We start from the raw sequence: 26,767 nt of genomic DNA on the forward strand, positions 1-26,767 counted from the left end.
TCTCAAAATAAAGCCATCACAAATTATACTTTAATGGTACAACCGATAGCCTTCGTGGTATTTATCCTGATCTCCTCCCCTTTCAGCATGGCATCAACGGCGTCTTCCACATAATGGGTCTCCACGGAATCCTCATCCTGATAATTGTCGTCAATGGCGCCGATATATTTCACGATATTCCCTGCATCTGTTTTTTCCAGAAGAAAAACATGGGGCGTTCTGGACGCTCCGTACTTCGGGAATATTTGCTGACCTTTATCCAGCAAATACGGAAAGGTAAACCCTTTATCCTTCGCACGCACCTTCATGGCCTCAAAGCTGTCTTTAGGTGATTTCTCCGGATTATTGGGGTTTATGGCAATAACCGGCACCCCCAGCTTTTTATATTTTTTATCCAGCGCTATGATCCTGTCTTCATAGGCCTGGGCATAAGGGCAGGTATTGCAGGTAAATATCACCAGGTACCCTTTGGCATCACCGTAATCGGAAAGGGACACCATTTTACCGTCTGTATTTTTAAGGCTGAAATCTGTTGCCTCATCGCCGATCTCATAACCGTTATCGTAGCCGAGGGCCCTGGCGGTAAAAGAACTCATTGCAACAGCAATGGCAAGAAATAATAAGGTTTTAATCGTTTTCATCAGTTGGCATTTAAAGCATTAAGGTTGTTTTCCAGTTCTTTGTACGTCATCGACGATTCGTAAAAAGCGCGTTTTTTATCGTTGTATATCAATGTAGCCGGTATGGCACCAGACCATTCCCTGTCCACTTTGGGTATCCACTCATTTTGTTTGGGGTCGTCCAGCACAATAACTCTGGATGTCAGTTTCTTTTCTTCCAGAAAGGGAAGCAATTTTGTTTCAAGCCTCCCGGGCATGTCAAGGCTCACCAGTATCACTTCAACACCCTTATCGGCATATTCCCTGTTGAGTTTTTCAAAATACGGGAGTTCCGCTACACAGGGTTTGCACCAGGTAGCCCAGAAATTAACAACATAGGTTTTGTTATCCTCTATATGTAAAAAACGTTCAAAACCTTCAAAATCGTATACGTCCACCTTCATATGGTCATTCGATACCACATTTTTAGGAGGAAAATCTGCAAAACTCAATTCCGCACCGGAAGTTTTTTTCTTCCCCGTGTCTGTTTTACAAGATATTAAAAAAACGAAAAATACACAAGCGACCTGAAGCTTCATGTGTTTGTTTTTTAATGCATTAGATTTTTTACTTAATGCTAAAAATATGAACTCTTCTGTTCTGCACAAGTCTTTTTAACAAAAATTTATCTGTGCCGGATTTGGAAATAAAAATAATTTTACCGTACATTTGTACATACAAATATTGTATAGACAATGAAAATTGAAGATGTGATCAAAACGGGAACTATGCACAGTCATTCAAGGACGGTGATCAATCTGGTCTATACGGCAAGTGAAGTAGGTAACCGGATATCGGAAACCGTAAAACCCTATGGCATCTCGACCCAACAATTTAATGTGCTCCGTATTCTCCGGGGGCAAAAAGGGAAACCGGCCAACCTGTCCACCATTCAGGAACGCATGGTTTCAAAGATGAGCAATACCACGCGCATTGTAGACAAGTTGATAGACAAGGGACTGGTGGAACGCATCCAGTGCCCTAAAAACAGGAGAAAGGTGGAGATCTTCATTACCGGAAAAGGTCGGGACCTGCTATCAGAAGTTAATGTCGTTGTAGCCAATGCGGAGAAAGAAATCGTAAAACACCTTAGCAAGCAGGAACTCGAATCGCTGAACCATATGCTCGACACCCTGCGAAGTTGAATATAAACAGAAATCAAATAATATAACAAGAACAAAAATGAGTACACTAATCGAATCCCTGAACTGGAGGTACGCTACCAAAAAGTTCGATCCTTCCAGGAAAGTAACTGCAGAAGACCTGAAAACATTGAAAGAAGCCATCCGGTTATCGGCATCTTCCTACGGTTTACAGCCTTACGAGGTGCTGGTTATCGAAGACCCGGAAATCCGCAAACAACTGAAAGAGGCTTCCTGGGGACAGACACAGATCACAGATGCTTCCCACCTCATCGTCTTTGCCAACAAGACCAATGTTACCGCAAAAGACACAGAGGCCTATATGAACAACATCAGTAAAACGCGGAACATCCCGGTAGAAAACCTGTCCGGTTTCAGCGATATGATAAACAATACGGTGATATCGCTTCCGCAGGAGGCCAAGCATACCTGGACAGCCAAGCAGACCTATATTGCCCTGGGCAGTCTTCTGGCCGCAGCAGCCGAACTTCGTATCGACGCCTGTCCCATGGAAGGTTTTGATCCGGAAGGATACAACAGAATACTGGGACTGGACAAAAAAGGGCTTAATGCCTCCGTTATCGCCACAATAGGTTACCGTGCACAGGAGGATGATACCCAACACTATGCCAAGGTAAGACGCCCTGCAGAAGAATTATTTACCACTATTTAATAGCGGATCAAGTTATTTTAAACACGGATAGACTATTTTTGATACCGCGGGAAAAGAGATCAAATACCAAATACTATATTAAATACAAAAACATTATGAAAAATAAATTTGCAAAAGCAGCGCTCACTCTGGTAGTGGCATTCGGCGCAACCGCATTCACCACTGTTGAAAACGAAAAAAAGGAAGTGGATGTAAAAAGCAGTAAAGTAACCTGGAAAGGCTATAAGGTTACCGGATCGCACGAAGGCACCGTGAACCTCAAAGAAGGTAGCCTTATTTTTGACGGGGATAAACTGACCGGGGGTGAGTTTGTTGTTGATATGACCTCTTTGACCAGCACCGACCTCGAAGGCGAATACCAGGGGAAACTGAACGGTCACCTGAAGTCCGACGACTTCTTCGGTGTAAAAAATCATCCTACATCCAAACTGGTATTTACCGATGTAAAATCCACCGGAAAAAACGCCTATGAAGTCACCGGAGACCTTACCATCAAGGGACAAACACATCCCGTTACCTTTGAACTCTCTGTTTATGGCAACAAAGCTACCGGGGCTGTAAAAGTGGACCGGACCAAGTATGACATAAAATATAAATCGGGAAATTTCTTCGAAAATCTCGGAGATAAAGTGATCTATGATGAATTTGACCTCGTAGTAGACCTGAATTTCTAAGTCAGGATCGGGAAAAGATCGCTATTTGAAAGAAGTAAGGCTCCTCCGGTAAGAAGGAGCCTTTTTTAATGAAAGGCAAAAAAAATGTTATAAAAGTATTTTACTGCTTGCGGATTTCATTTTCCTTTCTATATTTGTATCCAAATCAAAAAGAAATGCAAATCATTTTAAACAATGCCTGGTGGTGGAGCAACTTACGTCAAAACGTCGTGAGCTAAGGCACTATTAGGTATTTTTAAAAGAAAATATACAGGGCTTGTCATCACGACAGGCCCTTTTTGTTTTTATGACCTTTTAATTTTATGAACATGATTCACCTGACCACAAACTACAAGCAGATCCTTGCGGATACCATTACTCCGGTAAGCGTGTACCTCAAAATACGCGACAGGTATCCCAACAGCCTGTTGCTGGAAAGTAGCGATTATCACGCCAGCGATAACAGTTTTTCCTATATATGCTGCAACCCCATTGCCAGTATAGAAGTTAAAAAAGGAACCATTACCGAATCCTATCCCGACGGAAACACAAAACAGACCCCGATAGAAAAGGACACGAACGTCCCGATGGCCATTCATAACTTTGCCGGCACATTCAAGTCCAAAGACAACGGGTTTAAATTTATCAATAAGGGGCTGTTCGGTTATATTGCCTATGACGGTGTCCGCTACTTTGAGGATATCGAGATTACCGAAAAGGAAGATTCCCTGGAAATCCCGGATATCTTTTATGCCGTTTACCAGAATATCATCGCCATAAACCATTTTAAAAACGAAGCCTATATCTTCTGTCACAGCGCAGACGGCACCAATAATATAGCAGAAATAGAACAATTACTGCAATCCAAGAACTTTGCCACCTACAACTTTTCCAAAGTGAATGCCCCCGTATCCAACCTGACGGATGAAGAGTACAAAAAGAATGTGGATTTTGCCAAAAAACACTGTCACCGGGGCGACGTATTCCAGCTGGTACTTTCCAAAAGGTTCGCCCAGAAATTCAAGGGTGACGAATTTAACGTTTACCGTGCCCTGAGAAGTATTAACCCCTCCCCTTACCTTTTCTTTTTTGATTACGGCAATTTTAAAATATTCGGGTCTTCGCCGGAAGCACAACTGGTGGTAAAAAACAGGAAAGCCGAGATTCATCCCATCGCAGGAACTTTCCGCCGGACGGGAAATGACGAACAGGACTCTGTTCTGGCCAAACAACTGGCCGAAGACGCCAAGGAAAATGCCGAACACGTGATGCTTGTAGACCTGGCCCGGAACGACCTCAGCCGTCACGGTCGCGGGGTTAAGGTGGAAACTTACCGGGAAGTGCAATTCTTTTCGCATGTCATCCACCTCGTTTCCAAGGTCACCGGTAAACTCCACGATCATGCTTCCACCATGCAGGTCGTAGCCGATACTTTCCCCGCAGGCACACTCAGCGGCGCACCAAAACACATGGCCATGCAACTCATAGACAGGTATGAAAACTGCAATCGCAACTTCTACGGCGGAGCCATCGGGTTTATGGATTTTGACGGTAATTATAACCACGCCATCATGATCCGGACCTTCCTCAGTAAAAATCATCGACTGCACTACCAGGCCGGCGCAGGACTGGTCTCCGAATCCAATCCGGAAAGTGAATTGCAGGAGGTGTACAACAAACTCGGCGCACTGAACAAAGCTATGGACCTGGCAGAAACCATATAGCGTAAAAAGGTTTGACAATATAAATCAGAATACTGAAATCGATGAAAACAAAAAAGATACTGGTCATAGATAATTACGATAGCTTTACCTATAACCTCGTGCATTACCTCGAAGACCTCGGGTGTGAGGTGACCGTAAAACGCAACGACCAACTCGAACTGGAAGACGCCGAGCCGTTTGACAGGATATTGCTGTCTCCCGGCCCCGGCATCCCGGATGAAGCCGGCCTTCTGAAAGCCATTATCAAAAAATACGCCCCTTCAAAAAGCATCCTGGGCGTCTGCCTCGGGCAACAGGCCATAGGCGAGGTATTTGGCGGTAGTATTATTAATCTCAACAAAGTCTATCACGGTGTAGCTACCAAAGTAACCATCACCGCAGATGACGAACCGCTTTTCAGAGGGCTGGAAAAGGAGATCGAAGTAGGCCGGTACCACTCCTGGGTAGTCGACCCCGAACTCCCCGAAACACTGGAAGCCACTTCCTTTGACGAAACCGGACAGGTAATGTCCCTGCGCCACAGGGAATATGACGTAAAAGGCGTACAGTATCACCCGGAATCGGTACTTACCCCGGACGGGAAAAAGATACTTAAAAACTGGCTTAAATAGAAGGCCTCGTAAAGACGTACGGCCATGCGTATCAAGCGGGAAAGAGGCCGTGCAGCTCTATCCGTAAAGCCTTTAGAATAAAAAGATATTAAAATACCACAAAATGAAAGAAATACTCAACAGGCTCATCAACCACGAGACCATATCCAAGGAAGAAGCCAGGAACGTACTGGTCAATATTTCCAGAGGAGCGTACAATACGAGCCAGATCGCTGCTTTTCTTACCGTTTATATGATGCGGAGCATTACGGTGGAGGAACTGGAAGGTTTCCGCGACGCCCTGCTGGAACTCTGCATCCCCGTCGACCTGAACGGCTACGAAGCCATCGACCTTTGCGGTACCGGAGGAGACGGCAAGGACACGTTTAATATTTCCACACTGGCCTCCTTTATAACGGCCGGCGCCGGGATTCCGGTAACCAAACACGGAAATTACGGGGTTTCGTCCAAATGCGGTTCCAGTAATGTTATGGAATTCCTGGGCATTAAATTTTCCAACGACATGGATTTCCTGAAACGCTCTATGGACGAAACCAATATATGCGTGCTTCACGCCCCCCTGTTCCACCCCGCCATGAAAAATGTGGGACCGATCCGGAAAGAACTGGCGGTAAAGACCTTTTTTAATATGCTCGGCCCCATGGTAAACCCGGCATTCCCGAAAAACCAGATGGTAGGTGTCTTCAACCTGGAACTGGCACGCATGTACGGCTATCTTTACCAGAATACCGATAAAAACTACACCATCCTCCACGCCCTCGACGGGTATGATGAATTGTCACTTACCGGACCGGCAAAAACCATCCGGAACCGGGCAGAGCAAATGCTTACTCCCGCCGATTTCGGTCTCGAATCCTTAAAACAGGAAGATATCAAAGGCGGGGATACTATCGAGGATTCCGCCGGAATATTCATGAACGTACTCAACAGGAAAGGTACCGAAGCCCAGAACAATGTGGTCTGCGCCAATGCCGGAATTGCCATTGCCACCGCAAAAGACCTGCAACCCCGGGAAGGTTTTGAAATAGCAAAGGAAAGCCTATTTTCGGGCAGGGCCCTGGAAGCGCTGAAGAAACTACAGGAGATCAGCAGATAATGTAGTCCGAAAACAGAGGATAGTTGACAGATGACCGGGGACGGATGGAAACAAGATCAACACACTATAAACTCAAAATTATGAAGGCAAAATTTAAATTTGAAAATTTGATGGTATGGCAGAAAGCCATGGACCTCGGGGATGACATTCTATTTCTTTCCGAAAAGTTTCCGGCGAAAGAAAACTTTAATCTCAGTTCACAATCTTGTAGAGCAGCCGATTCCATAGCACTAAATATTTCTGAAGGAAGTATTGGTCAATCCAATCCCGAACAAAAACGATTTATAGGATCTGCTATCCGGTCTCTAGCAGAAGTTGTTACCTGTCTCCATAAGGCCAAAAGGAGAAATTACATTGCAGTCGACGAATTCAACTGTCATTATAAACAGGCTTTTTCTTTAATGAATAAATTAATTGCATACAAAAACAGTATCAAATAAAAAACACCCGTCATCGGTCACCTGTCATCAACACACCAAGTAAACAACAAAGTCTCACACCTAAAATCTAACATCTCATGTCTAACATATTAGACAAAATAATAGCCGATAAGCGCAAGGAAGTAGCACTCAAAAAAAGTGTGGTCCCGGTTTCACAACTGGAATCGGCGGCCCTGTTCAGCCGTAAAACGATTTCCCTTGCCCACAACCTCCGGGAAAGCCATACCGGGATCATTGCCGAGCACAAAAGACGCTCACCTTCCAAGGACGTTATCAACCAGAAGCTGAGCGTGACCGATATAGCCAGGGGATATGAAAAAGCCGGGGTATCCGGAATGTCGATACTTACCGACAGGAAGTATTTCGGCGGTTCGCTGGAAGACCTGTTACTGGTAAGGACCGTTGCTAATATCCCATTGTTGCGAAAAGAGTTTATCATAGACGAATACCAGCTGTTTGAAGCCAAAGCCCACGGGGCAGATGTTATTTTACTGATAGCAGCAGTGTTGTCGCGAAAAGAAATCGAATCGCTTTCGCAATGCGCCAAAAGTCTGGGACTGGATGTACTCCTGGAAATCCACAACGAGGAAGAACTCCATAAATCAGTTATGCCGAGCCTGGATATGCTGGGTGTGAACAACCGCAACTTGAAAACCTTCGAAGTGAGTATTGATACCAGCAAACAACTGGCAGCGATCATTCCCGACGAGTTTGTAAAGGTATCCGAAAGCGGTATCAGCAATACGGAAGCGATCAGAGACCTGCAACAATACGGATACCGGGGGTTCCTGATAGGCGAAAATTTTATGAAAACGGAAAATCCGGGTGAAAGTGCAAAGGAGTTCATTCAAAAACTGAAAAAATAAATGCCGGACAACCATTTACATATAAATCGTCAGTATCCGAAACTGAAAATCTGCGGCATGAAATATCCCGAAAACATAGCCGAAGCAGCCCGTTTACACCCGGATTACATGGGATTTATCTTTTACGACAAATCACCCAGGTATGTTGCAGGGGAAATTCCCGATCTGCCATCCGGAATAAAAAAAACCGGAGTATTTGTAAAGGCATCAATCGAAACGATCACGACTAAGATCATGAAATACAATTTACAGGCGGTGCAGCTACACGGAAACGAACCTGCGGATTTTTGTAAAGAACTTGCTGCGGTTTTATCCGGAAATGAATATCCGCACAAGGTTGAGATCATCAAAGTATTTTCCATACAGGATTCTTTTGATTTCGAACAACTGAAACCTTTTGAAAATACTGTAGATTATTTCCTTTTCGACACCAAGGGAAAACTGCCCGGTGGCAACGGCTACACTTTTGACTGGAAAGTACTGAAGGATTATCCTTCTGAAAAACCATTCTTCCTCAGTGGGGGGATAGGTCCGGAAGAAACAGATAAAGTCCTCGGCTTTCTTGAAAACAATAACAGGCTAACTGCACGCTGTTATGCCATAGACGTCAACAGCAGGTTTGAAATCGAACCCGGCTTGAAAAATACGGAAAAACTAAAAGAATTTAAATCGAAAATATCATGTCAACACCAGTAAAAACCGCTCTGATCGGGGCCATACCGGGGTCGGGGCCGTACCATGTGAGCGAAAAGGGGTATTACGGCGAATTCGGCGGGGCCTTTATTCCCGAAATGCTGTACCCCAACGTGGAAGAACTGCGGCAAAGGTACCTGGAAGTAATGAGCGAACCTTCGTTTAAAGAGGAATTCGATCAATTACTGAAGGATTATGTGGGGCGCCCTTCCCCGCTCTATTTCGCCAAACGCATGTCGGAAAAATACGGGACAAAAATATACCTGAAGCGGGAAGACCTCAACCACACCGGGGCGCATAAGATCAATAACACCATAGGCCAGATCCTCATGGCCAGGCGGTTGGGAAAAGCGCGTATTATCGCAGAAACAGGTGCCGGACAACACGGTGTGGCCACAGCCACTGTCTGTGCCCTCATGGGGATGAAATGCGTGGTATATATGGGTGAAATAGACATTGCCCGGCAGGCCCCTAATGTGGCCAGGATGAAAATGCTCGGTGCCGAAGTACGCCCCGCCCTTTCCGGCAGCCGCACACTCAAGGACGCTACCAACGAAGCCATTCGCGACTGGATCAACAACCCGGTGGACACCCACTATATCATCGGGTCGGCCATCGGGCCGCATCCTTATCCGGACATGGTGACCCGTTTCCAGAGTGTTATTTCCGAAGAGATCAAATACCAACTGAAAGAAAAAGAAGGACGGGAACACCCGGATTATGTGGTGGCCTGTATAGGCGGGGGCAGCAATGCCGCCGGTACGTTTTATCATTTTCTCCACAATGAGGATGTGGGCATTATTGCAGTTGAAGCTGCCGGAAAAGGTATCGATTCCGGGGAAAGTGCCGCTACCTCGGTTTTAGGGCATCAGGGTATTATTCACGGCTGCAAGACCCTGCTCATGCAAACCGATGACGGACAGATCACGGAGCCCTATTCCATATCGGCAGGACTGGACTATCCCGGTGTAGGCCCCATGCACGCCCACCTGTACACTTCCGGAAGGGCGGAATTCCAGGCTATCACCGACGAAGACGCCATGAAAGCGGGATTGGAATTGTGTAAACTGGAAGGCATTATTCCCGCCATAGAAACCAGCCATGCCCTGGCCATTTTCGAGAATACGACCTTCAAACCGGATGATGTGGTGGTGGTAGCACTATCAGGAAGGGGCGATAAGGACCTGAACACATATATCGATCATTTCGGGCTATAAACCCTAAAACGGAAAAACATGGCAAATCAGACCAATAACATAATGACCAACAGAATACATCAGAAATTACAGGAAGACAAAAAGATCCTGTCCATATATTTTACGGCGGGTTATCCCAACCCGGAAGACACGGTCCCCATTCTCGAAAAACTACAGGAAAGCGGTGTCGATATGGTAGAAATAGGATTGCCGTTCAGTGACCCGCTGGCTGACGGCCCGACCATCCAGGCCAGTTCTGCGAAAGCATTACAGAACGGTATGACCACCGTTAAACTTTTCGGGCAACTGAAAGGCATCCGGAAAAAAATACATATCCCCCTTATCCTTATGGGATATTTTAACCCCATGATGCAATACGGTGTGGAACGGTTCTGTGCCCAATGTGCCGATACGGGAATAGACGGGCTCATCATCCCCGACCTTCCCGTAGATGTGTATGAAGAGCAGTACAGGGAACTCTTTGAAAAATACGGCCTGGCCAATATCTTCCTCATCACTCCGCAAACACCGGACGAACGCATCCGTTTTATCGATTCGGTGTCCGAAGGTTTTATCTATATGGTGAGTTCGGCAAGCGTTACCGGTGCAAAAAATACATTCGGCGACGTCCAAAAGCAATATTTTGAACGCGTTCACAGGCTTGATCTCAGAAACCCGCAGATCGTAGGCTTCGGCATCAGCAATTCCGAAACCTACGAAACGGCTACAAAACTGGCCAAAGGGGCCATCATAGGCTCGGCTTTTATTAAATCCCTGACTGAAAAAGGAGTAGAAGGTATCCCTGAATTTATAGGTACCATCCGTTAACGGAAGTGAGAACGGAAAACGGAAACTTCGGTTTACACACTGATAACGGTTTCCTTATAATTTAGTAACTTGTAGCGAAGTTTAATGTTTAACCAAATGATTTAAAAATATGGGAAAAGGAGACAAAAAGACAAGAAGAGGAAAAATAATCATGGGGTCATACGGAAAACTGCGCCCCAAGCGCAGAAAATTCAGAATCCGTTCCAAACATGTAAAGGGTGAAACCGCGAACACCGCGGATAAATAGTCCCATAAAAGGATTTTAAGGATAGAGGCGCACGGCCGTGCGCCTCTATCCTATTCATTAATATGCCTTAGCGAACAATACCCTTCGCATCGAAGGCTTGCCGCTGTAAATACACTTACCTTTTTCTTCCACAGCATCCAGCGGAATGCATCGTATCGTGGCTTTGGTAAGTTCCTTGATGGTTTCTTCGGTTTCCGGGGTTCCGTCCCAGTGCGCTGATACAAATCCCCCCTTGTTTTCCAGCACTTCCCTGAACTCGTCAAAGGAATTCACTTCAGTGATGTGAGTTTCCCTGTAATCGAATGCTTTTTTATAGATATTCTCCTGTATCTCTTTTAACAAGGTTTCTACCCGGGCAACCACATCCCCGACCTTCATCGTTTCTTTTTCCAGGGTATCCCTGCGTGCTACCTCATAGGTGCCGTTTTCCAGGTCACGCGGTCCTATGGCCAGGCGAACAGGAACTCCTTTCAATTCATATTCGTTGAATTTCCAGCCCGGTTTGTGCGTATCCCTGTTATCGAATTTTACAGATATTCCCTTGCTCCGCAATTCACTTACCAAGGGAGCTACCCTTTCGGATATGGCATTGAGCTGCTCTTCTCCCCTGTGTATGGGCACTATAACCACCTGTATAGGGGCCAGTTTCGGCGGCAGTACCAGACCGTTGTCATCACTGTGGGTCATCACAAGCGCGCCCATCAGGCGTGTGGAAACCCCCCAGGAAGTGGCCCATACCCAGTCTTGTTTTCCTTCCTTATTGGCAAACTTCACGTCAAAAGCCTTTGCAAAATTCTGTCCGAGGAAATGGGATGTCCCGGCCTGTAATGCTTTTCCGTCCTGCATCAAGGCTTCGATACAATAGGTTTCTTCCGCCCCGGCAAAACGCTCACTTTCCGATTTAACACCCTTGATCACAGGTACACCCATAAAATTCTCGGCAAAGTCGGCATAAATATCCATCATCTGTACTGCTTCTGCTTCAGCCTCCTCTTTAGTGGCATGCGCCGTATGGCCTTCCTGCCATAAAAATTCAGCCGTACGCAAAAACAACCGTGTACGCATCTCCCATCGTACTACATTGGCCCATTGGTTGACAAGGATAGGCAGATCGCGGTAAGATTGTATCCACCTTCGGTACGTGTCCCAGATTATTGTTTCTGAAGTGGGCCGTACAATAAGTTCTTCTTCAAGTTTAGCCTCCGGATCTACCACCAGTCCACTGCCGTCTTCCTCATTTTTGAGCCGATAATGGGTAACTACAGCACATTCCTTCGCAAAACCCTCCACATGATCGGCCTCCCTGCTCAGATAGGATTTCGGGATAAAAAGTGGAAAATAGGCATTCTCGTGCCCTGTTTCCTTGAACATGTGGTCCAGTTCAGCCTGCATTTTTTCCCAGATAGCATACCCGTAGGGCTTGATCACCATACACCCCCTAACTCCCGAATTTTCAGCTAAATCCGCCTTTATAACCAACTCATTATACCATTTTGAATAATCTTCGCTGCGTTTCGTTAAGTTCTTACCCATTATCAGTAGTTTGGCACAAATATTGCGCTTTTGTTAAAGTAGAGAATAGTTTGGCAAAACTAACTATTTTTGTTATGTTCAACAATAAAATTTTGCAATGATGAATACTTTAAACCATATTAAAAAATTCCGTTTTTTACTGGCTGGTGCAGTATCCGGGATTTTTCTCGTCTCCTGCGGATCATATCAGCAGGCTTCCTATTACGATTCCGATGGTATCTATGGTGATGCCACCGATTATAGTCATGCCGAAACTCCGCGGAACACCAGAACAACGCAATCATCATCTTCTTCGGATTACCAGTCTTATTTCGCAAGGCAATCCGAACAATTCGAACAGATGACCAGCAACGATTATATTTTTACGGATATCGACTCGTATTCCAGCAGCGAGGTAAACGATTCTACCGATGTTGTTGCAGACAATTATAACTACAACTACCAGGAAGGATACCCCGGATGGGGAGATAATCCGCAGTCCACCTCCGTTAATATCTATAATAATACCTGGGGCTGGGGCGGTTGGTACGGTTCCGGATGGGGCTGGGGATATAACCGGTACAATCCCTACTGGAGCTGGGGCTTAGGCTGGAACAGCTGGTATTACAATAACTGGTATGGTCCCGGATGGGGCTGGGGTTATTGGGGTGGTCACCCTTATTGGGGATGGAACAGTTACTATTACAACCGTCCGTATTACTATCATAATCCCGGAAGAAGGGCATATGCCTATACAAATACCAGGAGGTATTACAACAACCGGTCGCGTGTTTCGTCTACCAGCAGGAGAAATGCCTCTACAGACAGAAACCGTTCTTCTACCAGCAGAAGGACATACAGAAACAGTGCCAATGTGGGAACGGACAGGAACAGCAGAAGGACATACCGCAACAGTTCCGACGTAAATGCCAGCAGGAGCGGCACCAGCAGAAGAACGTACCGCAACAGCTCTGATGTAAATGCCAACAGAAATAGCGATGTCCGGCGAAGAAGCAATAACAATACTAACTACAACAGAGGCAACTCCACCAGGACCAGGGTAAACCGTTCCTCATCGACACGGCGCAGGTCATACAGTACGCCTACGCGTTCAAGTTCAAACAGATCGAGTATACGTTCTTCCTCGTCTTCAAGGTCTTCGGGTGGTTCGAGACGTTCCTCCACTTCACGGAGCCGCGGCGGAAGAGGTTAAGACCAATCCCTGTTCATCATTGCAAAACGAGATGAAAAATAATCGTGATACTTCAAAACTATCATGATTATTTTTTGCCGAAAAAATACTGTCTTTTATTAAAACCGAATTCTCATGAAAAAAATACTGGCAATAATTGTGGTTTTGGGTGCTGTACTGCCCAGTGAGGCACAAACAATAAACGATGTGCTACGATACGGCATAGAAGACCTGCAGGGTACGGCACGATATCAATCCATGAGCGGCGCATTCGGGGCATTGGGAGGTGACCTCTCTGCACTCAACAACAATCCCGCAGGGTCCGCAGTCTTCAACAACGGTAGCTTTACCATCTCCGGAACCAGTTATAACACAAAGAACAAGACCAATTATTTTGACGGGAACACCTCAACAGACATCTCCGATTTTGACATGAACCAACTCGGTGGTGTTTTCGTTTTTAACAATACGGGCTCCGGAGGCGGATGGAACAAGTTCTCACTCGCATTCAACTATGAAAGGGTCAACAATTTTGAAAATGAATTCCTGGCGGACGGGAACAGTAACCGGTCCATAGACTCCTATTTCCTCTCTTTTGCACAGGGAGTCCCTCTCGGAGACATGGCCATATTCAATGATGAAAATATAGAAGATGCCTACCTGGACATAGGCAGTTCATACGGCTTCGGAACCCAGCAGGCATTTCTGGGCTATTACGGGGGGATTATTGATCCGCTGGACCCCGACAATGACAACAACACCGAATATATTTCCAACGCCGCATTTGACAATACGGTAAGACAGCGTTTTTTTCAAAGTACCTCCGGTTATAACAACAAGTTTACGGTAAACATGGCCGGACAGTTTCTAGACAATCTTTACCTGGGGGCATCCCTCAATTTCCACGATGTCCAGTACGAAAAATATACCCAGCTTGACGAAGACGGATACTCCTCCGAATCCATTTTGCGGGAAGCCACTTTTGACAACCTCCTGCGCACTTCGGGAGACGCATTCTCATTTTCCCTCGGCGGTATTGCCCGGATCAGTGAAATGGTCAGGGTCGGAGCCACATACCAGTCTCCTACCTGGTACAGGCTCACCGACGAACTGTCGCAGCGGATCGGTTCCAATTATGAAGATGACAGAATCGGCTATATCAACTTTAACCAGGTAAACGTATACCCCGATTACAAGATCCATATCCCGGCTAAATATACGGGTAGTCTTGCTTTGGTATTCGGGCAACAGGGTCTTATCAGTTTTGACTACAGCTACCAGGACATGAGCAATGCCAAGTTAAAACCCACTTCCGACCCGGTTTTTGCAGAAGAGAACGACTATATGGAAAACACCCTGGAAGCCGTGTCCTCTTTGCGCGTAGGCGGAGAATACCGGATAGAAAGGTTCAGTTTGAGAGGCGGGTATCGTTACGAACAAAGTCCCTATGACAGCGACAGGATTGGCGACCTCAACGGCTTCTCCCTGGGACTCGGCTATGATTTCGGCCCGACCAGGATCGATGCCGCTTTCAATCAATACCAGAGAGATTACGGATCACAGCTTTATGAAGCAGGACTTACCAATACGGCAGATATTGACGCAAAAAACACCAACGTAACCCTGTCTCTTACATTCAATCTTTAAAATCTTATTTTATCCTTTCCGGCATAAATAACCGTGACGGGAAGGATAAAATTCTTTTGTTAAAAGTAAATTAAAGCTATGGAGGCATTGTCATTATCTATACTCCGAAAAATAATTTATCCTGCATAAATACCTATCTTTGCTCTCCGGTTTGCTCCCGATGCGGCGTGTATATTTTTGCAAGGCAACTTTTATACCTGTTTCACAAAAGCTGTCGAATACAAAAATCCTTATATTTGCAACTTGGTAGCAAAATACATACGAAGTAAAAAACAATGATAGATGATAAGGTGACGGAAAACCGGAAAATACATCCATCACCAGCTATCACCGGTTGCTGAGCGAAGTCAAAGCATCCGTCCAAAAATAAACAGATGAAAATAGATAAAACTTTGGAAGAACAATTTGAGGAAATTGGTGACAACCACATTTCATCATCTGCGGATACACCTCTTAGGGAAGATGCTTTCGATCTGTCTGACAGTGAAAAGATAGAACGCATAGAACAGGACGTATACAACATTATGGAAACCCTGGGCCTCGACCTTACTGACGACAGCCTCAGGGGAACGCCCAGAAGGGTGGCCAAGATGTTTGTCAGGGAGATTTTTGCCGGACTGCATCCCGAAAGAAAACCCAAAGCCTCTACCTTTCAGAATAAATACAAATATGCCGAAATGCTCGTGGAAAAGAACATTACGGTATATTCTACCTGCGAACACCATTTGCTCCCTATTGTGGGAAGAGCCCATGTGGCATACATATCCAAAGGCAATGTCATCGGCCTTTCCAAAATGAACCGTATTGTGGACTATTATGCCAAAAGGCCACAGGTACAGGAAAGGATGACCATGCAGATCGTACAGGAACTGCAACAGGCCCTGGGCACCAAAGATGTGGCCTGCGTTGTTGATGCCAAGCACCTCTGTGTCAATTCCAGGGGCATACGCGATATAGAAAGCAGCACAGTAACGGCAGAATTCGGAGGCAAGTTCAAGGACCCGTCTGTGAGGAGAGAATTTCTGGATTATATTAAATTAGATACCGAATTTTAAAATTTATCCACCTCAAAATTCAAGGAACCGAGAATGCAACGCTACCTGAACCAAAAACTGAAGATCTATAACTCACTCACAGGAAACAAGGAAACATTCGAGCCCATAAACAATGGCCATGTAGGCATGTATGTCTGCGGTCCCACAGTCTATAATTATGTACACCTGGGGAATTGCCGGACCTTTATTTCCTTTGACCTCATCTTCCGCTACCTGAAACATCTCGGTTACAAGGTGCGCTATGTCCGGAACATCACCGATGCCGGCCATCTCGAAAACGATGCCGACGAAGGTGAAGACCGCATCGCCAAAAAAGCCAGGCTGGAACAGATCGAGCCCATGGAAGTGGTACAGCGTTACACCGTGGATTTTCACAACACACTGAACCGTTTCAACAACCTCCCTCCCAGCATAGAACCCACGGCTACCGGGCATATTATAGAACAGATAAATATCATAAAAGAGATCCTCGACAAGGGCTTTGCCTATGAAGTCAACGGTTCCGTTTATTTTGATGTGATAAAGTTCAACCAGACTTCCCGATACGGAAAGTTAAGCGGAAGGAATATCGAAGACCTCATCCACAACACCCGGGAACTCGACGGACAAAGCGATAAGAAAAGTCCGCAGGACTTCGCCCTCTGGAAAAAAGCCGAACCCCAGCACATTATGCGCTGGCCCTCTCCCTGGAGTGACGGCTTTCCCGGATGGCACCTGGAATGTACCGCCATGAGCACCAAGTACCTCGGGGAACGGTTCGACATCCACGGGGGCGGTATGGACCTGAAATTTCCACATCACGAATGTGAAATAGCCCAGGCCGAAGCCTCTAACGGCCACACCCCGGTAAATTACTGGATGCACGCCAACATGCTTACCCTCAACGGCAAGAAAATGTCGAAATCCACCGGGAATAACATTCTGCCCAACGAGATCTTTACGGGCGACAACAACATACTCAGTAAACCCTTTGCCCCTGCCGTCGTGCGTTTCTTTATCCTCCAGGCGCATTACAGGAGTGTGCTGGACTTCAGCAACGACGCCCTGCTGGCTTCCGAAAAAGGGTTTTACAGGCTGATGGAAGCCGTTCACTTGCTGGAAGAACTGCCCGTTTCTTCCGAAACTTCCGGTTTCGACCTAACACAATGGCAGCAAAAATGCTATGACGCGATGAACGACGATTTTAACAGTCCCGTACTCATAGCCAACTTATTTGAGGCCGTGAAGTTCATCAACCAGGTAAAAGAGCAAAAAGCGGAGATCAGTGCAGAGGACCGGGAATCTCTGAAAACAACCATGCATTCCTTTGTTTTTGATGTGCTTGGCCTTATCGATGTCACCGCTTCACAGGAAAACAGTACCGATAAACTGTCCGGCGTAGTCGAACTCCTTATTAAACTGCGCGCCGAAGCCCGTGCAAACAAGGACTTTGCCACATCCGACAAGATAAGGGATGAGCTTGCCGCAATGGGTATTCAACTCAAGGACGGAAAAGAAGGAACCACTTTTTCCGTTTCCTGATAGAACGGGGCATTATTTACGGAAATCCCTGATAACAGATGAACCTTTTACTAAAAATACTCGCCTACCCGTTTATCTTTTTGGTAAGGATTTACCAGTATCTCATTTCCCCCCTCACACCTGCAACATGCAGATACACACCCACGTGCTCGCAGTATACCATTGAAGCCCTGAAAAAACACGGGCTTGTAAAAGGGGGAAAACTCGCCGTTAAAAGAATATTCAGTTGTCATCCATGGGGAGGTTCAGGCTATGACCCTGTTCCGGATAAGGATGACAACTGAATGCCCTCGCGCCAGCTCGCCTGTTCGCTAAAACAGTCCACCGGACTGTTTCTATACGCTCCATCGCCATGGGGAGGTTCAGGCTATGACTCCGTTCCGGACAAGGATGACAACTGAATACTACACTTTAATTTTCTGCACCTGCCTGTTCTCCTACATTATATTGGCCTACCTGATATTCTCCGGGTTTGGTGCGGATAACCTGCTGCAAACGGTTCCAGGAATTTATATGGGTAATGGCCAAGGTCAGGACCGCAATCTCCTGCTTGTTGAAAAACTGTCTCATTTTGTCAAACAGGGCATCATCTACATGATGGTTCGGCAGATCGGTAAGGGCCTCGGCAAATTCCAGGACCGTCCGCTCCTCTTCGGAATAATAGGGGCACTCTTTCCAGGCTGCTATGGAATATAACCGCAGTGGTTCCTCTCCATGGTGAAGCGCCTCCTTATAATGCATATCCAGGCAAAAAGCGCAATGATTCATTTGTGATATACGGTATTTGAGCAATTTCAATAATCGCATATCCAGTCCGCTTTTACGCACATAGCTTTCCACTTGTGCCATAACGTTGTACATACCTTCGGGAAATTCCCCTAAACTGATTCTTTCCATGATATTTTATTTTTATGGTTTGTTATAAAGACAAATACCCCGGAAGAAACGTGACATCATTATCTATTTTTACCGAAGATTTTTCAGCTTGTCCGGATTGCGTACAAAATAGATCTGATCTATCTCCTCCCCTTTCACACTAAATAACAGGCAATTGATCACCCTGTCACCTGAATAATACAAAAGTGCAGGCTGGTGGTTGATTCGGGACGGAGTGATCTTCAGGTCCGGGATCTTCTCGTAGAATTTCCTGTAAACCCCGACAAGGAACTTCACAACACGGGGTATGCCCAATATGCTTTTCATCGCAGCAGAAACCTTGCCTCCACCATCGGAAGTGAGCGCAATATCCTCGTGAAGCAGGGCTTCCAATTGTTCCATCTCCCGGTTCTGCATGGCAGCAAATAACTGTTCCAACTTTGGCTGGTCCGGAATACCTGTTTTTGCACCTGCCTTGTCCAGCCGGTCTTTGGCCCTTCGGAAAAGTTGCCTCGAATTTTCTCCGGAAATATCGAGGGTGTCCGCAATTTCCCGGTGCGAATAATGATAAGCCTCTTTCAGGATAAATACGGCACGCTCACGCGCGGTCAGTTTTTCCATCAGTACCATAAGCGAGTAAGAGAGGATCTCCCGGTGTTCCACAAAAGTGTCTGCCCTTTCGGTAGCTACAGGTTCAGGCAGCCAGTGCCCCGGGTATTCCTTCAGGAATTTCTTCTGCCGTTTTTTTACGTTTATGGCATGATTGACCACCGATTTTATGAGATACCCCCTGTAATTGTCCACGTGCTTTGCCGGGTTTTCCAACAACTTTAACCATATATCCTGAACCACATCCCTGGCGTCTTCATATGAGCCGAGAATATTGTAGGCATAGGTTTCCAGCAGGGGTCGTAAAGTTTCTGTTTTCATGATTGTGTTTCCAAAGGCTTAAATACATACAGACAAATGAAAGCAGGCAAACGTGACATTTCTTTTGTCAATATAACACATTTGAGTTATACACACAGATATTATTTATACCAAACTCTTAAACAAGCACTTAAATATCCGTATATCCTGTAAAGCAGATGCCATTTCAAAAAATCCTGACCCTATAGTTTTTATTTTACCACAAAGGGCTTATAAAGCAGGCACAAAGTAACACAGAGATTCTATATAGAAATTAAAAGAATAACTCGATAACACATTTTATGATTCCGGCAGAATTTAGTTTCCCCTGCTGTTCTTTTCAACTACGTTTCGTTATATTTACACCTCCAAAATAAAGAACATGCATTTTTTAAGTATAAACTGGAGCCCGAGCGAAGGCATTGACCTCGGTTTTTTTATGATAAGATACTACAGCCTCATGTTTGTGGTGGCCTTTGCCCTGGGGTGGTTCCTGATGAAAAGAATATACCTGCGTGAAGGCCTTACGGTAAAAGAACTCGATTCCCTTTTTATTTATACCGTATTAGCCACACTAATCGGCGCCCGTCTCGGACATTTTTTGTTTTACGAACCCGAAATGTTCATCAAAGACCCGTTGCATATATTCCTCCCGGTAGAATTCAGCCCCAAATTCCGTATCGTCGGTTTCCGGGGGCTGGCCAGTCACGGGGCCGCGATAGGTATTATTATCGCCATGTATTATTACAGTAAAAAGATCATTCACAAACCTTTGTTATGGATACTCGATCGTGTAGTGATCCCGGTTTCCATAGGCGGGGTATTTGTCCGCTTAGGGAACTTTATGAATTCCGAGATCATCGGGCGGCCTACCAACAGTGATTTCGGGGTGGTCTTTCAGCAACTCGGCGAAACATTTCCGAGACACCCGTCACAACTATACGAAGCAGCCGGGTATATTCTCGTATTCCTGATCCTATGGTACACCTATTGGAAAACCGACAAGAGGGAAAAAACCGGTTATATCTTCGGGCTTTTCCTTATCCTGCTCTGGACCGTAAGGTTTGTTGTGGAATTCTCTAAGGAAAACCAGGTTCCCTTTGAAGACAGTATTCCCCTGAACATGGGACAATGGCTGAGTATTCCGTTTATCCTCATCGGACTTTACCTCATATTTCGGAGTTCAAAGCAAACAAAAAATGTTCAAAATTCATAAAATACCGGCATCAACTACTACTGTATAATATGACTTCCGAAATAACAAGCAAAATCCCCGTATCCCTGGTCCTGGCTTTCAGCCTCGTTCTCTTTTTTTCATGTAAAAACGACAAACAGCACAACACGGTGAAAACAGAAGAAATCCACTTTACCAAGGACGGAGAGTTACAGCTGTTCAGTGCCGACAGCACCCTTACAAAAAAGATCGACATCGAAATAGCCGACAACGAATACAAGATCCAGACAGGACTGATGTACCGTACCTCAATGAAGGAAAACCGGGGGATGCTCTTTATTTTTGACGAGGAAAAACCCCGTTATTTCTACATGAAAAACACCAACATTCCACTGGATATTATCTACCTGGATGCAGCAAAGAAAATTGTAAGCATAAAGCCTGACGCCGAACCGTTCAACGAGGCTTCCATCCCTTCGGACCTTCCTGCGCAATATGTATTGGAAATCAATGCGGGAATGGCTGAAAAATGGGGCCTGAAAACCGGGGATTTTATAACTTTTAAAAGAAATAATTAAACTCCTCTCTACAAAAAGGCAAACAACCTGTCGATATCTGCTACATCATTATAAATGTGAGGGGCTATACGCATACTGTTTCCTCTGAAACTGACATGAATGTTATTTGCGGGCAACTCATTTTTCAGGACAGCGGATTTTTTATCCGGGACCCTTATCCCGATCAAATGGTTCACCCGATCCTGCTTTTTCACGGTTTCATATCCCGATGCAACTGCTCTTTTTTCTATGGTGTCCGTTAATACGGTAATCGTGTCCCTGATATTCTCTACACCCCAGTCGAGTATTTGTGAGAGGGCCGAAACTGCCATCGGGATATGGATGGTACTCGAAAATTCCCCGACATCAAACCTTCTTGCTCCCGGCCGGTATGCATCTTTATAGTCTACCAGCCCGGCAAAATTTTCGCTTTCCTTTTTGTTAAGCCAGGAAAATTCTATGGGCTGCCCGCTTTCCGTATATTTTTTGTCCGCATAAAGATATCCCAGTCCGTAAGGTCCCAGCAACCATTTATATCCTACGGTGACCAAAAAATCGGGTTTTATCTTCTGAACGTCCAGCGGATAGGCCCCGAGTGACTGACTTCCGTCAATCACCAGTTTACTGCCCGTTTCTCTTACCCTGGCACCGATCTGTTCCAGGTCCAGTATGGTACCGTCCGTCCAGTGACAGTTGGGAACGGCTACAAGACAGGTATTGTTATCGATCGCGCTCAATACTGCCCCGGTCCAGGTTTGTTCCGGAAGCCGCTCCACGGCAACGACTTTCGCCCCTGAACGCTTTGCCAGTTCTGTCCAGGCATAAATATTGGACGGATATTGTTGCGCCAAAACCACCATCTTTTGCCCCGGTTCAGGCGAAATATTATTTGCAGCTATGGCCATACCATAACTTACCGACGGGATCAGCGCTACCTGGTCTTTATTGCCGTTGACGATCCCGGAAAACAGGGTACGGAGTTCCTCCGCCGGGTCAAACCAGTCTTTGGGCTTTAGTTCCCACGGATTCCCGCGAAGTCGTATCCCTTTCGATCCCGCCTGGTCCACACTGTGCAATAAGGGTGACATATAAGAACAATTCAGGTAAGTTACATCCTCGGGAATTTGAAAAAAATTCTTTTTGTCGTTTAAGATCATAATAATTTGGTAATACTGTTTTCAGACGAAGTTCCGTAGTACACCTGTGTATAAGGGAAAGTTATAATTTCGGACCAACAGGTTTTGCAGGAACTTTACCGGTAAATTTAACGATATAAATCTGATGGTACTCCATCCCGATTGTTAATTTTTTTGTTTGCGGATACCATCTTAATAAGGCGCTCCCGAATGCGGAAAGATATAGTTAAAACCAAATTGCACCGATGCGTAATGGGCCTTTGCGAGATCGGCAAAGGCCGGCACATTGTTTGCCAGCACATAGAAATTGACATTTCCTACCCGGGAAGACAGGCCAACACCTATATTACTCCATGAAAATTTGTCTACGGTATAAGTAACCCTGGCATCCAGAAAGTCGGTGAATTTCCTTTCGTAAAACCCGGTAAGGGAAGGGAGCGGGCCTCCCGGCCTGTTTACAATGAACAACTGTGCGCCTACCGTATTCACCAGAGTTTCGTAATCCGTGAGATAATACCGTTTCCTGTTCCGCTTTATCCCGAAATCGTAACTTACCGAAGCGTTTATTTTAAGCGGTCGCCAGGTGGTGTATTTATTGTGAAGCGTATCGTAAGGCAGTTGTTCTTCTATTTCATCCCTAAGGTTCTGCCAGTAATCCCTCACCTCTCCTGAATTGTCAATAATGGAAGGAAAAATAAGGTCTATCCCCTCCAGTTCATAGCTTCCCTTTAACCGGTAAGACTCCACGTCCTCCGTATACCGTATAAAGCCGATATCCCGGACACTCCCGGTAACCGTCCAATGCTTGTCCGGATGGTATGTGAAACCTATATCCAGCCCAAGGCCCATGTTCCCGCTGAACAGGGCCCGGCTTCTCAGTTCCTTCCAACCCTCACGGACTTCGTTGCCATCGGCCTCTATTTCGCGTAACGAGGCATAACCGGAAGTATGTAAAACAGCATCGGAAACCACACGGTGGTTATAGAAATTCTCTTCTCCCGTTTCCGTGACAAAATATCCCGAGTTTTTGGTGGTATTAAAATTGATCATTCCGGAATACAGTTTGGCACGTGCCCCGACATACAACCGTTCATTAACTTTTTTCCGTACACCGAAATGCAATACGGTAAGCATTTCGGCAGAGGCATTGAGATGGCTGAAATCAAACTTCCTGCCTATGTAATCCCTGTTGCCTTCATAGGCCAGTATGACAAGATCTTCCGGCCAATAGGTAAATACGTCGGTTTCCTGGTACATGCCAAAGGAAAAATAGTACTTCCCCCGCCAGTTGTTCTTAAAACCCACATTGAAAATTTCGAGTTGCTGGTTTACCATTACCGCATCTGTGGACGATAACCGGAATACCAGGTCGCTCACCTTATCGTTAAAACTCACATCATTGTCGGCAAAAAGGTCATAAGCGGAGAAACCGTTTGAACCGAAATCGGCACGAATTCCGGAAAGCAAAGGCACTCCGGCATACCAACGGTTATTTACTTCCGCAGCGGGATTCATAAGCAGTGATTGCGGTATTTCGGTAAAATCGTAAAGAACCGGCATGTTCTGACCCGAAACCGAAATCGCGAACATTCCCCAAATGGTTATCCAAAATACTTTTCCCATCATTCTATGTACAAATAAAAGGTCCCTCTCGACCTTAATTTCACATAGGCTTCTTCATTCCTGTTCCCGAAATCCGGGATGGTCACATAAAAAATGACCCTGGTAACATCGGTGAGCATATTTACACGATCTTCGTCATACACCAGTTCGGCCGAAGCCTGCTCTTCTTCTCCTTCCGATGCCGCCGGAAGGGAGAACGAAAGTTCGTCCAGAACGGTATAATTATCATCCAATAAATGCATTTCTACCGACAACGACTGGCTCACCGTACTGAGTGTTTCAAAATAAAGTTCCGCACGTTGCAGGTTATCCACCGAAAAAGAATTGGAAAATAATTCGATCCGGGCGGTATCAGATACGGTAAGCGTGAAGGGGATACTGTCCCATACGGGAACGGGAAGTGTCGAATACACCAGGCTGCTTTCCACTACGGGGGACATTTCAAATTCATTGACCTGGTCAAAATCCACGTCTTTCACACAAGACATCAGCATACAGGCCGGAAACAGGAGGTACAAAATTCGTATACACGGGAAACGGCTCATAAGTAGTTTTTTATTTCAAGGAGATTATTGATCGTAACGATCCCGTCCTCCCGCATTTCGTTCCGGGTGTTATAGTGAATGGCCGACATGCCCGTATTGATAGCGCCCATAACGTCTGCTTCAAGATCATCACCAATCATCACCGCGTTTTGGGGAATTGTCCCGGCCTTTTCCAGAGCATGCTTAAAAATGGCCGGATGCGGCTTTTTCACCCCTGCCGTTTCCGAATTTACAACATGAATAAAATAGGTGCCTATCCCGGCATTGGCCAGCTTTTTATCCTGTACTTGTTCAAACCCGTTGGTGATAATATGCAACCTGTATCTCGGTTTCAGGTACGTCAGTATATCTTCGGTATGGTTAAACAAATGGTTATAGTCCGGAAGGTACCGGATATAATCTTCAGCCAATTTATCTACAAGTTCATTTTCTACAGGCCGCCCCAGGGCAACAAACGTATAGTGCAATCGCTGCCGGCGCAATTCTTCCTGGGTTATTTTGCCTTCGCGGTATTTTTTCCAGTATTGCCGGTTGACCGGGGTGTAGACCTCCAGAAAATCCGCAGGAGGGATTCCCAGACGATATTCTTTCAGTATACGCGTGAAAGCCAGGGCAGAATTCCGCTCAAAATCCCAAAGGGTATGATCAAGGTCAAAAAAGACATCGGTTATTTTGCTGTTATCCTTCCAGTGATTGTTCTGTGACATCAAAATAAGTCTGGTTTTATAAATTCAGTGGTTTCCGGTTATGTTTTTTTATCAGCTGTTGGTTGCCCTGTGGTTTCCTCCGCAAGGTATTTTATCCACCAGAGGTATATTTCTTTAAGGTTTATTGTCATCGCCTCCGTCCATCTTTCATTGGAAAAGACAGCAACAAAATCTCCGCCTACCTCCTGTACACGACCATAAAGTTCCAGCATTTTTTCCCGGACCTCCCTTTCATCATCAAATGCCAGCAATGCAGAGTCCTGAATACAGAACGAATTGACCTTGAGCGGCAACTGTATTTCGTAACTTATATCATAAAAGTAAAAGGGCGTACAGGTCCCCGCCCGAAACCCCGGGAAACTGGAATATCCCATCGTATAGTCTTCATTAAATTCCGCTTCCACCGATGCCTTGTATGTTTCCGGCACTAACAGGCGGTTGTACCGGGCCCGGGCCCTTTTTACAGGCCGGTTGATGATATCTATGAGGCGCCTCCTCTCCTTTTTGAGCTGTGCAGGGTCGTTTACGGCATAATAGGACATCATAAGGGATACGATATGATAATCGGCTACCGACTTAATCAATGTCCGGAACGATCCCTTGTTGTAGGGAATGTTCTTGTCGAATGCCGAATAATCGCCGAGCAGGAAGAAAAAAACGGCATCGGTGCCATATGTTTTATGCTTTTCGATAAGCCAGTCAAAATAATCATAAGGGTCTTTTTTAAATCCGAGCAACACCAGGTACCGCTCCAGCACTTTATTAAAGCGCAGGCCTGTCAGGTCCAGTGCGGTTCCGGCCAGGGTACGGATAATCCCTTTCTTCCGGTAGGCATAGGCGGCGGCAATATCTATTACAGAAATATAATTCGCCTTTCGTTTCCCGAAATTCTCTTCCGGAAACCGTTTTCCCAGGGCTACGGCAAGTTTCCTTACCCAGCAATCCACCACGGGTATTTCGAGGAACCCGTGTTCCCAGGCAAGGCTTTCCTTTGCCGGATACCTTCCGTGCTCATCCTTAACGTGGGGGAGGTACTCTTCATAACGCGTAAGAAGATAAAAACTCGCAGCAAAAATATCAAAGGGGATACTGCCCTTATCCCCTATGGGGAAAAAACAGGGAATATCGTCCCAGGGCTGTACGCTGATCTCTATATTGGTTATTCCCTGTTCAAACAGGATATCGTGACTTCGGATAAAGAATTCATTTTGTAAGGGCTGCCTGGTATACGTGATCTTGGGACCGGAGTGGGCGATAAAGTCCTCTACTTTTTCGGTTATGCTTACCTCCGTTCGAAGCATCTTCGCAAAGATATGCTTCATAATATAATTGATCCGGGTGGTTATTTTATGTGTATAGACTAATAACATTAAAGGGCGTCGGGTTACAGGTTTCAGGTTTCAGGTTTCAGATTAATTCAATGTTATTTTCTGTTGCAGGTTACAGATCTGATATCCGCCGAGCAACTTTTGGTTTCTGTCTGCT

29 protein-coding genes are annotated in these 26,767 nt (G+C 45.7%); 19 read left to right on the forward strand and 10 right to left on the reverse strand.

Features of this window, described 5'->3' with window-relative positions:
• Nucleotides 1-23: 23 nt before the first annotated feature.
• Both LS482_RS04270 and LS482_RS04275 read right to left on the reverse strand, forming a co-directional pair.
• Entirely contained in the window at nt 24-641 is a 618-nt protein-coding gene (locus tag LS482_RS04270; protein ID WP_233030511.1) for a thioredoxin family protein, read from the reverse strand.
• Entirely contained in the window at nt 641-1,198 is a 558-nt protein-coding gene (locus LS482_RS04275; protein WP_233030512.1) for a TlpA disulfide reductase family protein, read from the reverse strand. The genes LS482_RS04270 and LS482_RS04275 overlap by 1 nt, the downstream gene beginning before the upstream one ends.
• A 156-nt stretch (nt 1,199-1,354) precedes the next feature.
• Here LS482_RS04275 and LS482_RS04280 point away from each other — a divergent pair, with 156 nt between their 5' ends.
• The 12 genes from LS482_RS04280 to LS482_RS04335 all read left to right on the forward strand — a co-directional run bounded on the left by LS482_RS04280 (nt 1,355) and on the right by LS482_RS04335 (nt 10,828).
• Entirely contained in the window at nt 1,355-1,804 is a 450-nt protein-coding gene (locus tag LS482_RS04280; protein ID WP_233030513.1) for a MarR family winged helix-turn-helix transcriptional regulator, read from the forward strand.
• A gap of 37 nt (nt 1,805-1,841) precedes the next feature.
• The gene (locus LS482_RS04285; RefSeq protein WP_233030514.1) at nt 1,842-2,474 is read left to right on the forward strand and encodes an NAD(P)H-dependent oxidoreductase; all 633 of its coding nucleotides are present in this window, start codon (nt 1,842-1,844) and stop codon (nt 2,472-2,474) included.
• A 95-nt stretch (nt 2,475-2,569) separates the two neighbouring features.
• Entirely contained in the window at nt 2,570-3,148 is a 579-nt protein-coding gene (locus LS482_RS04290) for a YceI family protein (RefSeq protein WP_233030515.1), read from the forward strand.
• Between the two features lie 302 nt (nt 3,149-3,450).
• On the forward strand, nt 3,451-4,851 hold the full coding sequence (locus LS482_RS04295) for an anthranilate synthase component I family protein (protein WP_233030516.1): 1,401 nt from the start codon (nt 3,451-3,453) through the stop codon (nt 4,849-4,851).
• Between the two features lie 41 nt (nt 4,852-4,892).
• On the forward strand, nt 4,893-5,462 hold the full coding sequence (locus LS482_RS04300) for an anthranilate synthase component II (protein WP_233030517.1): 570 nt from the start codon (nt 4,893-4,895) through the stop codon (nt 5,460-5,462).
• 103 nt (nt 5,463-5,565) lie between these two features.
• The gene (gene trpD, locus LS482_RS04305; RefSeq protein ID WP_233030518.1) at nt 5,566-6,558 is read left to right on the forward strand and encodes an anthranilate phosphoribosyltransferase; all 993 of its coding nucleotides are present in this window, start codon (nt 5,566-5,568) and stop codon (nt 6,556-6,558) included.
• A gap of 80 nt (nt 6,559-6,638) precedes the next feature.
• The gene (locus LS482_RS04310; protein ID WP_233030519.1) at nt 6,639-6,998 is read left to right on the forward strand and encodes a four helix bundle protein; all 360 of its coding nucleotides are present in this window, start codon (nt 6,639-6,641) and stop codon (nt 6,996-6,998) included.
• Nucleotides 6,999-7,075: 77 nt separating this feature from the next.
• Entirely contained in the window at nt 7,076-7,864 is a 789-nt protein-coding gene (trpC, locus tag LS482_RS04315; protein WP_233030520.1) for an indole-3-glycerol phosphate synthase TrpC, read from the forward strand.
• Between the two features lie 57 nt (nt 7,865-7,921).
• Nucleotides 7,922-8,560 carry a phosphoribosylanthranilate isomerase gene (locus LS482_RS04320; protein ID WP_233030521.1) on the forward strand — a complete coding sequence of 213 codons (639 nt, stop codon included), beginning with the start codon at nt 7,922-7,924 and terminating at the stop codon, nt 8,558-8,560.
• Nucleotides 8,545-9,774 carry a tryptophan synthase subunit beta gene (gene trpB / locus LS482_RS04325; protein WP_233030522.1) on the forward strand — a complete coding sequence of 410 codons (1,230 nt, stop codon included), beginning with the start codon at nt 8,545-8,547 and terminating at the stop codon, nt 9,772-9,774. The genes LS482_RS04320 and trpB overlap by 16 nt, the downstream gene beginning before the upstream one ends.
• Before the next feature lie 18 nt (nt 9,775-9,792).
• Nucleotides 9,793-10,581 (forward strand): tryptophan synthase subunit alpha, encoded by a 789-nt coding sequence (gene trpA, locus LS482_RS04330; RefSeq protein WP_233030523.1) that lies wholly within the window; start codon nt 9,793-9,795, stop codon nt 10,579-10,581.
• A 109-nt stretch (nt 10,582-10,690) separates the two neighbouring features.
• Nucleotides 10,691-10,828: a 30S ribosomal protein THX gene (locus LS482_RS04335; RefSeq protein WP_233030524.1), complete on the forward strand. Its 138-nt coding sequence runs from the start codon at nt 10,691-10,693 to the stop codon at nt 10,826-10,828.
• A 57-nt stretch (nt 10,829-10,885) separates the two neighbouring features.
• Here the strand turns inward: LS482_RS04335 and proS are convergent, their stop codons facing one another.
• Nucleotides 10,886-12,361, reverse strand: coding sequence for a proline--tRNA ligase (gene proS, locus LS482_RS04340; protein WP_233030525.1), 1,476 nt, complete (start codon nt 12,359-12,361; stop codon nt 10,886-10,888).
• 97 nt (nt 12,362-12,458) lie between these two features.
• On the opposite strand from proS, the gene LS482_RS04345 reads away from it, so the two are divergent.
• The 5 genes from LS482_RS04345 (at nt 12,459) to yidD (ending at nt 18,039) form a co-directional block, all read left to right on the forward strand.
• Nucleotides 12,459-13,553, forward strand: coding sequence for a hypothetical protein (locus LS482_RS04345; protein WP_233030526.1), 1,095 nt, complete (start codon nt 12,459-12,461; stop codon nt 13,551-13,553).
• 114 nt (nt 13,554-13,667) lie between these two features.
• On the forward strand, nt 13,668-15,179 hold the full coding sequence (locus LS482_RS04350; protein ID WP_233030527.1) for an OmpP1/FadL family transporter: 1,512 nt from the start codon (nt 13,668-13,670) through the stop codon (nt 15,177-15,179).
• A 374-nt stretch (nt 15,180-15,553) separates the two neighbouring features.
• Nucleotides 15,554-16,234 carry a GTP cyclohydrolase I FolE gene (gene folE / locus LS482_RS04355; RefSeq protein WP_233030528.1) on the forward strand — a complete coding sequence of 227 codons (681 nt, stop codon included), beginning with the start codon at nt 15,554-15,556 and terminating at the stop codon, nt 16,232-16,234.
• A 33-nt stretch (nt 16,235-16,267) separates the two neighbouring features.
• Entirely contained in the window at nt 16,268-17,755 is a 1,488-nt protein-coding gene (gene cysS, locus LS482_RS04360) for a cysteine--tRNA ligase (protein WP_233030529.1), read from the forward strand.
• 38 nt (nt 17,756-17,793) lie between these two features.
• Nucleotides 17,794-18,039 (forward strand): membrane protein insertion efficiency factor YidD, encoded by a 246-nt coding sequence (yidD, locus tag LS482_RS04365; protein WP_233030530.1) that lies wholly within the window; start codon nt 17,794-17,796, stop codon nt 18,037-18,039.
• 127 nt (nt 18,040-18,166) lie between these two features.
• On the opposite strand, the gene LS482_RS04370 is transcribed toward yidD, so the two are convergent.
• Entirely contained in the window at nt 18,167-18,652 is a 486-nt protein-coding gene (locus tag LS482_RS04370) for a carboxymuconolactone decarboxylase family protein (RefSeq protein WP_233030531.1), read from the reverse strand.
• Nucleotides 18,653-18,721: 69 nt separating this feature from the next.
• Nucleotides 18,722-19,561 carry a sigma-70 family RNA polymerase sigma factor gene (locus tag LS482_RS04375; protein ID WP_233030532.1) on the reverse strand — a complete coding sequence of 280 codons (840 nt, stop codon included), beginning with the start codon at nt 19,559-19,561 and terminating at the stop codon, nt 18,722-18,724.
• A gap of 361 nt (nt 19,562-19,922) precedes the next feature.
• Here LS482_RS04375 and lgt point away from each other — a divergent pair, with 361 nt between their 5' ends.
• Nucleotides 19,923-20,756 (forward strand): prolipoprotein diacylglyceryl transferase, encoded by an 834-nt coding sequence (lgt, locus tag LS482_RS04380; RefSeq protein ID WP_233030533.1) that lies wholly within the window; start codon nt 19,923-19,925, stop codon nt 20,754-20,756.
• Nucleotides 20,757-20,785: 29 nt separating this feature from the next.
• A complete protein-coding gene (locus LS482_RS04385) occupies nt 20,786-21,292 on the forward strand; it encodes a DUF192 domain-containing protein (RefSeq protein WP_233030534.1) in 507 nt (168 codons plus the stop codon).
• Nucleotides 21,293-21,300: 8 nt separating this feature from the next.
• Here LS482_RS04385 and LS482_RS04390 read toward each other — a convergent pair whose 3' ends face one another.
• From LS482_RS04390 to LS482_RS04410, 5 genes are all read right to left on the reverse strand, one after another.
• Nucleotides 21,301-22,359 (reverse strand): aminotransferase class V-fold PLP-dependent enzyme, encoded by a 1,059-nt coding sequence (locus tag LS482_RS04390; RefSeq protein ID WP_233030535.1) that lies wholly within the window; start codon nt 22,357-22,359, stop codon nt 21,301-21,303.
• Between the two features lie 240 nt (nt 22,360-22,599).
• On the reverse strand, nt 22,600-23,997 hold the full coding sequence (locus LS482_RS04395) for a DUF5723 family protein (protein ID WP_233030536.1): 1,398 nt from the start codon (nt 23,995-23,997) through the stop codon (nt 22,600-22,602).
• A gap of 32 nt (nt 23,998-24,029) precedes the next feature.
• Nucleotides 24,030-24,575: a hypothetical protein gene (locus tag LS482_RS04400; RefSeq protein WP_233030537.1), complete on the reverse strand. Its 546-nt coding sequence runs from the start codon at nt 24,573-24,575 to the stop codon at nt 24,030-24,032.
• A complete protein-coding gene (locus LS482_RS04405; protein WP_233030538.1) occupies nt 24,572-25,282 on the reverse strand; it encodes a YjjG family noncanonical pyrimidine nucleotidase in 711 nt (236 codons plus the stop codon). Before LS482_RS04405 ends, LS482_RS04400 begins: the two co-directional genes overlap by 4 nt.
• Before the next feature lie 38 nt (nt 25,283-25,320).
• The gene (locus LS482_RS04410) at nt 25,321-26,652 is read right to left on the reverse strand and encodes a polysaccharide deacetylase family protein (protein WP_496560025.1); all 1,332 of its coding nucleotides are present in this window, start codon (nt 26,650-26,652) and stop codon (nt 25,321-25,323) included.
• Between the last annotated feature and the right edge of the window lie 115 nt (nt 26,653-26,767).

This window comes from Sinomicrobium kalidii (assembly GCF_021183825.1).
Classification (GTDB): Bacteria; Bacteroidota; Bacteroidia; order Flavobacteriales; family Flavobacteriaceae; genus Sinomicrobium; species Sinomicrobium kalidii.